Source organism: Actinotalea sp. C106, assembly GCF_023630195.1.
Lineage (GTDB): Bacteria > Actinomycetota > Actinomycetes > Actinomycetales > Cellulomonadaceae > Actinotalea.
In genome coordinates this window covers 1-6,504 of record NZ_JALPKN010000186.1, presented here as the reverse complement: position 1 = coordinate 6,504, position 6,504 = coordinate 1, and the positions used below count along the sequence as shown (strand labels likewise).

Annotated in this window: 9 protein-coding genes; 6 read left to right on the top strand and 3 right to left on the bottom strand. The window is 73.3% G+C overall.

The window, feature by feature from the left end; genetic code table 11:
* On the top strand, window positions 1-272 hold a 272-nt coding region (locus tag L0B03_RS12390), incomplete at its 5' end, for a YdeI family protein (RefSeq protein ID WP_250446175.1).
* Window positions 273-282: 10 nt separating this feature from the next.
* On the opposite strand, the gene L0B03_RS12385 is transcribed toward L0B03_RS12390, so the two are convergent.
* Both L0B03_RS12385 and L0B03_RS12380 read right to left on the bottom strand, forming a co-directional pair.
* On the bottom strand, window positions 283-1,986 hold the full coding sequence (locus tag L0B03_RS12385; RefSeq protein WP_250446172.1) for a SulP family inorganic anion transporter: 1,704 nt from the start codon (window positions 1,984-1,986) through the stop codon (window positions 283-285).
* Window positions 1,983-2,333 (bottom strand): helix-turn-helix transcriptional regulator, encoded by a 351-nt coding sequence (locus L0B03_RS12380; protein WP_250446170.1) that lies wholly within the window; start codon window positions 2,331-2,333, stop codon window positions 1,983-1,985. Before L0B03_RS12380 ends, L0B03_RS12385 begins: the two co-directional genes overlap by 4 nt.
* Window positions 2,334-2,541: 208 nt before the next feature.
* On the opposite strand from L0B03_RS12380, the gene L0B03_RS12375 reads away from it, so the two are divergent.
* The 4 genes from L0B03_RS12375 to L0B03_RS12360 all read left to right on the top strand — a co-directional run bounded on the left by L0B03_RS12375 (window position 2,542) and on the right by L0B03_RS12360 (window position 5,259).
* The gene (locus L0B03_RS12375) at window positions 2,542-2,976 is read left to right on the top strand and encodes a YciI family protein (protein ID WP_250446168.1); all 435 of its coding nucleotides are present in this window, start codon (window positions 2,542-2,544) and stop codon (window positions 2,974-2,976) included.
* Window positions 2,973-3,317, top strand: coding sequence for a YciI family protein (locus L0B03_RS12370; RefSeq protein ID WP_250446166.1), 345 nt, complete (start codon window positions 2,973-2,975; stop codon window positions 3,315-3,317). The genes L0B03_RS12375 and L0B03_RS12370 overlap by 4 nt, the downstream gene beginning before the upstream one ends.
* On the top strand, window positions 3,314-4,627 hold the full coding sequence (locus L0B03_RS12365) for an RNA polymerase sigma factor (protein WP_250446164.1): 1,314 nt from the start codon (window positions 3,314-3,316) through the stop codon (window positions 4,625-4,627). The genes L0B03_RS12370 and L0B03_RS12365 overlap by 4 nt, the downstream gene beginning before the upstream one ends.
* A 107-nt stretch (window positions 4,628-4,734) precedes the next feature.
* On the top strand, window positions 4,735-5,259 hold the full coding sequence (locus L0B03_RS12360; RefSeq protein ID WP_250446162.1) for a hypothetical protein: 525 nt from the start codon (window positions 4,735-4,737) through the stop codon (window positions 5,257-5,259).
* Here the strand turns inward: L0B03_RS12360 and L0B03_RS12355 are convergent.
* Window positions 5,159-5,899, bottom strand: a complete 741-nt coding sequence (locus L0B03_RS12355) for a hypothetical protein (protein ID WP_250446160.1) — start codon at window positions 5,897-5,899, stop codon at window positions 5,159-5,161. The two genes, L0B03_RS12360 and L0B03_RS12355, sit on opposite strands and share 101 nt — an antisense overlap.
* A gap of 114 nt (window positions 5,900-6,013) precedes the next feature.
* Between L0B03_RS12355 and L0B03_RS12350 the strand changes: the two genes are divergently transcribed.
* On the top strand, window positions 6,014-6,504 hold a 491-nt coding region (locus tag L0B03_RS12350; protein WP_250446157.1), incomplete at its 3' end, for a GNAT family N-acetyltransferase.

The following is a 6,504-nucleotide window of genomic DNA, read 5'->3' as shown; positions in this document are numbered from 1 at the left end:
CCTACCCCGGCCCGGCCGACGCCGTCGTCCCCGAGGACCTCGCGCAGGCCGTCGCCGCCGAGCCGCGCGCCCAGGCCTGGTTCGACGTGCTGACCTCGAGCAACCGCTTCACCCTGATCACCCAGGTGAACGACGCCAAGCGCCCCGAGACCCGCGCCCGCCGGATCGCGGCCTTCGTCGAGGCCCTCAGCGAGGGCCGGACCCCGTACCCGCAGCGTCGTCGGCCCGCCGCCCCGGAGGACGAGGCTGGATCAGGCCGAGCACCCGGGTGAGGCGCGGCCACTACGTCGGGGCGGTCCCGGCACGGGCCGTGTGGAGCAGGGTCCTGGCACCCTCGATCGCACCAGGGGTGTCCGCGTAGACCCGCCCGTCGGCGTACAGGTGCGCCCCGACGCCCAAGGTGGTCATCACCGTGTCGTGGTCGGGGCGGATGCCGGAGAGCAGGACGGTGATCCCGCGCTTCTCGAGCCGGGTGATCGCGTCGCCCAGGACCTGCGCCCCGGTGGCGTCGAGGGTCGTCACGCGGGACATGCGGAGCACGACGACCCGGACGTCAGCGATCTCCGAGAGCTCGAGCAGGAAGCGGTGCGCCGCGGCGAAGAACAGGGGGCCGTCGAACCGGTAGGCCACGATGTGCTCGCTCAGCAGGGCGTGCTCCTCGGCGCTGTAGTCACCGACCTCGAGGGGGACCTGCTCGAGACGGGCGCTGCGCGCCACGGCACGCAGCGCGAGGAGGGCCGCGACCGCGATGCCGATGATCACCGCGGTGACCAGGTCGATCAGCACGGTCGCGGCGAAGGTGAGGACGAGGATCAGGGCGTCACCCCGGGTGGCGCGGGCCAGGGCGCGGAGCGAGGCGAACTCGACCATCCGCACGGTGGTGGCGAACAGCACCCCCGCCAGTGCGGCGAGCGAGATGTGACCGACCCACGTCGAGGCGACCAACACGATCACCAGCAGGACCACGGCGTGCGTCACGGCCGCGAGCCGGGAGCTGGCGCCGGCGCGGACGTTGACCGCGGTCCGGGCGATCGCGGCCGTCGCGGGGATGCCTCCGAAGAGCGGGGCGGCGATGTTCGCCAGCCCCTGACCGAAGAGCTCCCTGTCCGGGTCATGCTGCTCGTTGACGCTCATCCCGTCCGCGACGGTCGCGCTGAGCAGGCTCTCGAGGGCGGCGAGCGCGGCCACGGCCACCGCCGCCGTGGCCAGGGTGCCGATCGCCCCGACGTCGAGGAAGGCCAGCGACGGCGCAGGCAGCCCCGCCGGAAGGTCACCGAGCGGGGCCAGGTCGACCGAGGTGAGGACGGCGACCAGCGTGGCGACGACCACGGCGACCAGCGAGAACGGCACCGTGGGACGCCACCGTGCGCCCACGAGGATCATCGCGGCGACGCCGAGGGACACCACGAGCGGAGCGGGGTTCGGGTCGGCGACGAAACGTCCGACGGCCTCGCCGGCGAGGGCCCAGACCTTCTCGCCGTGCAGCCCGGTGATCCCCAGGGCCGAGGGGACCTGCTGCAGGGCGATGACCACCGCGATCCCCGCGGTGAAGCCCTCGATCACCGGGGCCGGCAGGTAGCGCACGTAGCGCCCGAGGCCAGCACCCGCCATCGCGATCAGCGCGACACCGGCCATCAGGCCTACCATCAGCACTCCGGAGGAACCGAACTGCGCGACCACCGGGACCAGGACCACCGTCATCGCGCCGGTCGGTCCTGAGACCTGGAGGTTCGAGCCACCGAAGATCGCCGCGACGGTGCCGGCCACCACAGCCGTGGCCAGGCCGGCCTGCGCACCGAGCCCCGACGCCACCCCGAAGGCCAGCGCGAGGGGGAGCGCGACGATCGCGACGGTGACCCCGGCGATCAGGTCGCGGCGAGGATCGCGGCGCACGGCCTGCCAGTCGGCACGGCCGGGGAGCAGCGCCGCGGCCCTGCTCCTGCCGGTACGTGCCAGCTCAGCGAGGGTCGTCCACCTCCGGCTCACTGCCGTTCCGTCGCTGCGGGCATCTCTGCCCGCAGCTCGGCCAGCAGATCCTCCTGGCTGGTCAGCATCGAGGTCAGGATCCGTCGCGCGGCCCCCATCAGCTCAGCGACGTCGGGGGTGCTCAGGCGGTACATCACCGCGGCGCCCTCGCGGTAGGAGCTCACCAGGCCCGCTCGTCGCAGCACCGCCAGCTGCTGGGAGAGGTTCGACGCCTCGACCTCGATCTCCGTCAGGAGCTCCCGGACCGGCCTCGGCCCCTCGAGCAGCAGCTCCAGGGCGCGGATCCGCACCGGGTGGCCGAGCGTGCGGAACAGGTCGGCCTTGGCCTGGTGCAGCGGCACCGTCATCGCGATCTCGCCCTCTGTTCGTGAGGCGGCTGCTCGCAGGGCAGCGACCAGGTGGCACGCGACACATGGGCCCGGCCACTCATGAAGGTGTCACAACATGAAGACTTCTGCAATTCATGGTTCTCCGAGAAGTGTCGATCTCGACCGACCTCGCGCGTCATCCTGATGACCGGGCGCACCCGACGCCCCGCACCCCGGAGGAACCACCATGACCACCACGCCGACCCCGGACCAGAGCACGGCCGACCAGACCGCACCGGCAGCCCCGTCGCCGAGCGAGTACGTCGTCCTGCTGTACGCCGACGAGGCCGCCTGGCTCGCGGCGAGCCCCGAGGAGCAGGCGGCGGTGTTCAGCCAGCACGAGCGGTTCTCGGCCCGGTGCGAGGAGCGCGGGCACCGGATCACGGGCGGCGCCGAGCTCCGTCCCAGCACCACCGCGCGCCTGGTCCGCCGCGACGCCGCCGGGTCGCCCACGGTGACCGACGGCCCCTACGCCGAGACCGTCGAGCAGTTCGGCGGCTACTACCTCGTCGAGAGCAGCGACGTGGACGACCTCGCCGCCCTGGTCACCGACCTGCTCGAGCCCGGCGAGACCGCGGAGATCCGTGCCACCACCAACGACGTCGACGGGCAGGGGGCGTGAAGTTCGTCGTCCTGCTCCACCAGGACGAGCAGATCTGGCGGGACGCCTCCCCCACCGAGCGCGAGGAGTACTACCGCCGGCACGACGCGTTCGCCCAGGTCGCGACCCGCACGGGCAGCACGATCCTCGCCGGGGAGGCACTCGCCGAGGTCGAGACCGCGACGACCGTGCGCCGACGGGGTGAGCAGGTCAGCGTGACGGAGGGGCCCTTCGCCGAGACCGCCGAACAGCTCGGCGGCTTCTACCTGGTCGAGGCACCCCACCTTGACGCCGTGATCGAGGCCGTCCGTGAGCTGCCCGAGTACACCGTCGAGATCCGCCCGGCGATCGACGTCGCGTGACCACGCCGCCGCCGGGCCCGCACGAGCCGTCCTTCCAGGACGACCCCCTCGCGCGGGCCTGGCGGGAGCACTGGGGGCGCACGGTCGCCCTGCTGCTTGGCCAGTTCGCCCGGCCCGACCTCGTCGAGGACGCCGTCGCGGAGGCCTTCGCGAGCGCAGCACAACGGTGGCCGCAGGACGGCGTCCCCGACTCCCCCGGGGCGTGGCTCCTCACCGCCGCGCGCCGCCGCGTCGTCGACCGGCTGCGGGCCGAGGCCGTGCACCGCCGCAAGGAGCCACTCATGGTGGTCGACGCCCGTACCCGCGCCGCCGCCTCAGCCACCGATCCCAGCGCCGCGGCGCAGGACGAGCACCTGCCCGACGAGCGGCTGCGCCTGATCTTCACCTGCTGCCACCCGGCGCTCGCGGCCGAGGCGCGCGTCGCACTCACGCTGCGCTTCGTCATCGGTCTCGACGTCCCCGAGATCGCGCGGCTCATGCTGGTCCGCCCCACGACGATGGCCGCGCGGATCACCCGGGCCAAGAAGCGGCTCACCGCCTCGGGCATCCCCTTCGCCGTGCCCCCGGCCGGCCGCCTCGACGAGCGCCTCGACGTCGTCGCGACGGTCCTGTACCTGGTGTTCACAGCGGGCTACCACCCGCAGCCCGGTGCCGAGCCGCTGCGGGTCGACCTGGGGGACGAGGCGATCCGGCTCACGCGGGTGCTCGACAGCCTGCTCCCCGGCCGCGGCGTGGTGCGGGCCCTGCTCGCCCTGATGCTCCTGCAGCACTCACGCCGCGACGCACGCCTGGGCCCTGACGGGCGCCTCGTGCTGCTACCCGACCAGGATCGCTCCCGCTGGCAGCGCACCGAGATCGACGAGGCCCTCCGGCTCCTCCGTGCGCTCCCCCGCACCACCGGGCAGGGTGAGGAGTACCGCCTCCAGGCCCTCGTCGCGGCCGAGCACGCGACAGCCCCCTCGGCCGCGAGCACCCGGTGGGACGTCATCGTCGACCACTACGCCGATCTCGAGGAGCTCACCGACTCCCCCGTGGTGCGGCTCGCGCGGGCCGTGGCGGCCGCCGAGGTCGACGGCCCGGACGCAGGGCTCGCCCTCCTGGACGGCCTCGAGGCCCGTCTGCCCGACCACCACCGCCTCGAGGCGGTCCGGGCCGAGCTCGCCTGGCAGGCAGGCCGCCCGCAGGCCGCCGAGGCCGGGTTCCTCAGAGCCCTCGACCTGGTCCCCGGCGGACCGGAGCACGAGCACCTGACCGAGCGCCTGGCTGCCCTGCGCACGGAAGACCTCGCGTCAGACGCCAGCCCCGGATGACCAGCGCAGGATCGCTCCGCACCTCCTCGAGGATGCCCCTGGAATCACCCGACCCGCTTCGCCGTCCGCTCGCCACGGCCTCTGGCACCATCGTCGCGGGAGGCGATATGACGTCGTTGAGAAGCATCGCGTGGGACGAGCCCGAGGCGCAGCAGTGCCCCGACTGCGGCGGGCAGCGGTACAAGGTGAGCGGGGAGGTCGACGAGGACGAGCAGCCCGTCGCGGTCTACATCGCCTACCTGTACCACCACGACGGGATGCACGAGGTCTTCCTCGACCTCGTCGTCGGGCCGTGGGAGGAGGACGCCGATCCCTCCGAGCGCCTCACGTTCTCGACCAGGACCGGACCGGTCGACGACGGCTCGATCGCCACCACACTGCTCGACGGGGGATACATGACCTCGGACGACCCGATGTGGGGCACCAAGGTCTCCCGCGAGGACGGGCTCGTCCACCCGCTGATCCCCACTGTCTGGCGGTACCTCGACTCGATCGTCGAGGAGGTGCCCGCCATCGCCGGGCACCTCGCGCCTACACCGCCGGGTCGTCCTCGACGGTGGTGGGGGTCCACCACGCCGTCCAGCGCTGCTCGACCTGGGCGATCCTGGCGTCGTCGAGACCGTAGGTGTTGAGCACGAACATCGCGACGCCGTGCGGGGGCGCCGCCGACGGTGGCGTGCGCGCGACGACGAGCAGGGCGTGCTCCTCCTCCGCGACGGTGAGGCCGATCTGCAGGTCGGTCTGGAAGGCGATCTCGCCGGTGAAGCGGGACCCGTCGGCGCGCTCGACCGCGTAGGCGGAACCCACCGGAGCGTCGCCCAAGGGGCGCAGACCCAGGCGGGCCAGGAGTGCGTCCTCCTCCGAGCCGAGGTCCACCCCCAGGGCGGCGATCGTGCGCCGCTCAGCACGCGGGTGGCGCTCGAGGGCGAACTGGAGCTGGTGGGCGAAGGTGATCCACCCCTCGTCGACCGCGTCGTAGGCACCAACCATGTCGCCGTCGGTCGTGCCGTCCTTGCGCGAGATGAGCACGCGGGTGGAGAGGTCGCTGATGGGCTCGAGGGCGATCCGGTCGCCATCGGGCCACACCAGGGTGCGTGCGGCAGGGTCCTCCGTGGGCTCGTCCACGAAGATCTGCTGGATCTCGGCGGCGAGGCCGTCGTCGTCCCAGCCGAACCAGCGGTGGACCTGCTCGGGGTCGCGCAGGGCCGCCCACACGGCGTCCGGTGTCGCGCGCACCGCGACGTCGACCAGGACGCGGTCCTCGGTGCTCATGGTTCCTCCTCGGTACGTGGCCGACCCGAGCATGGCACCGGGCCGACCCGCGCGCGAGCGAGGACCACGAAAATGCCGTGGCGCTGGCGGCGCCGCCCAGAGCACAGTGACCCCATGAGCACGTGGTCCGTGACCCGGTCACCCGTCCCGCCATCCCTCGAAGACCCGGCGGCCTGGGCCCTGCACGGGGCCTCCGCGGTGTCCTTCGCCGTCGACCACGACACCTACGGCTACGACGACGTCGCCTACACCGCCCAGTACCTGCAGGTGGGGCTCGCCCAGACCGAGTACACGACGCGCGTACTGCTCGTCGCGCACCGCAGCGACCTGGCCTCCCCCGCCGCCCAGGACGTCGTCGGCCTCGCGCACCTGCACATGCAGCGCGCGAGCAACGAGCGGATGGCCTACCTCGAGCTCGTCGTGCATCCCGAGCACCGACGCCAGGGGGTCGGGGCTGCCCTGCTGGCCGAGGCCGAGCAGGTGGCCCGGGCCCACGGCCGGAGCGTCGTCATCGCGAGCTCGGACCACCGCGGCGAGCCGCCCGCCGACGCCCCCGGTGCCCTCGGGGCGCCGACCGGCAGCGGGCGGATCGACAGCGCCGAGCC

Excerpts from the sequence above, each read along its gene's own strand:
- L0B03_RS12355 (WP_250446160.1), bottom strand. The coding sequence starts at position 5,899 with ATGAGCACCGAGGACCGCGTCCTGGTCGACGTCGCGGTGCGCGCGACA.
- L0B03_RS12375 (WP_250446168.1), top strand. The coding sequence starts at position 2,542 with ATGACCACCACGCCGACCCCGGACCAGAGCACGGCCGACCAGACCGCA.
- L0B03_RS12360 (WP_250446162.1), top strand. The coding sequence starts at position 4,735 with ATGACGTCGTTGAGAAGCATCGCGTGGGACGAGCCCGAGGCGCAGCAG.
- L0B03_RS12380 (WP_250446170.1), bottom strand. The coding sequence starts at position 2,333 with ATGACGGTGCCGCTGCACCAGGCCAAGGCCGACCTGTTCCGCACGCTC.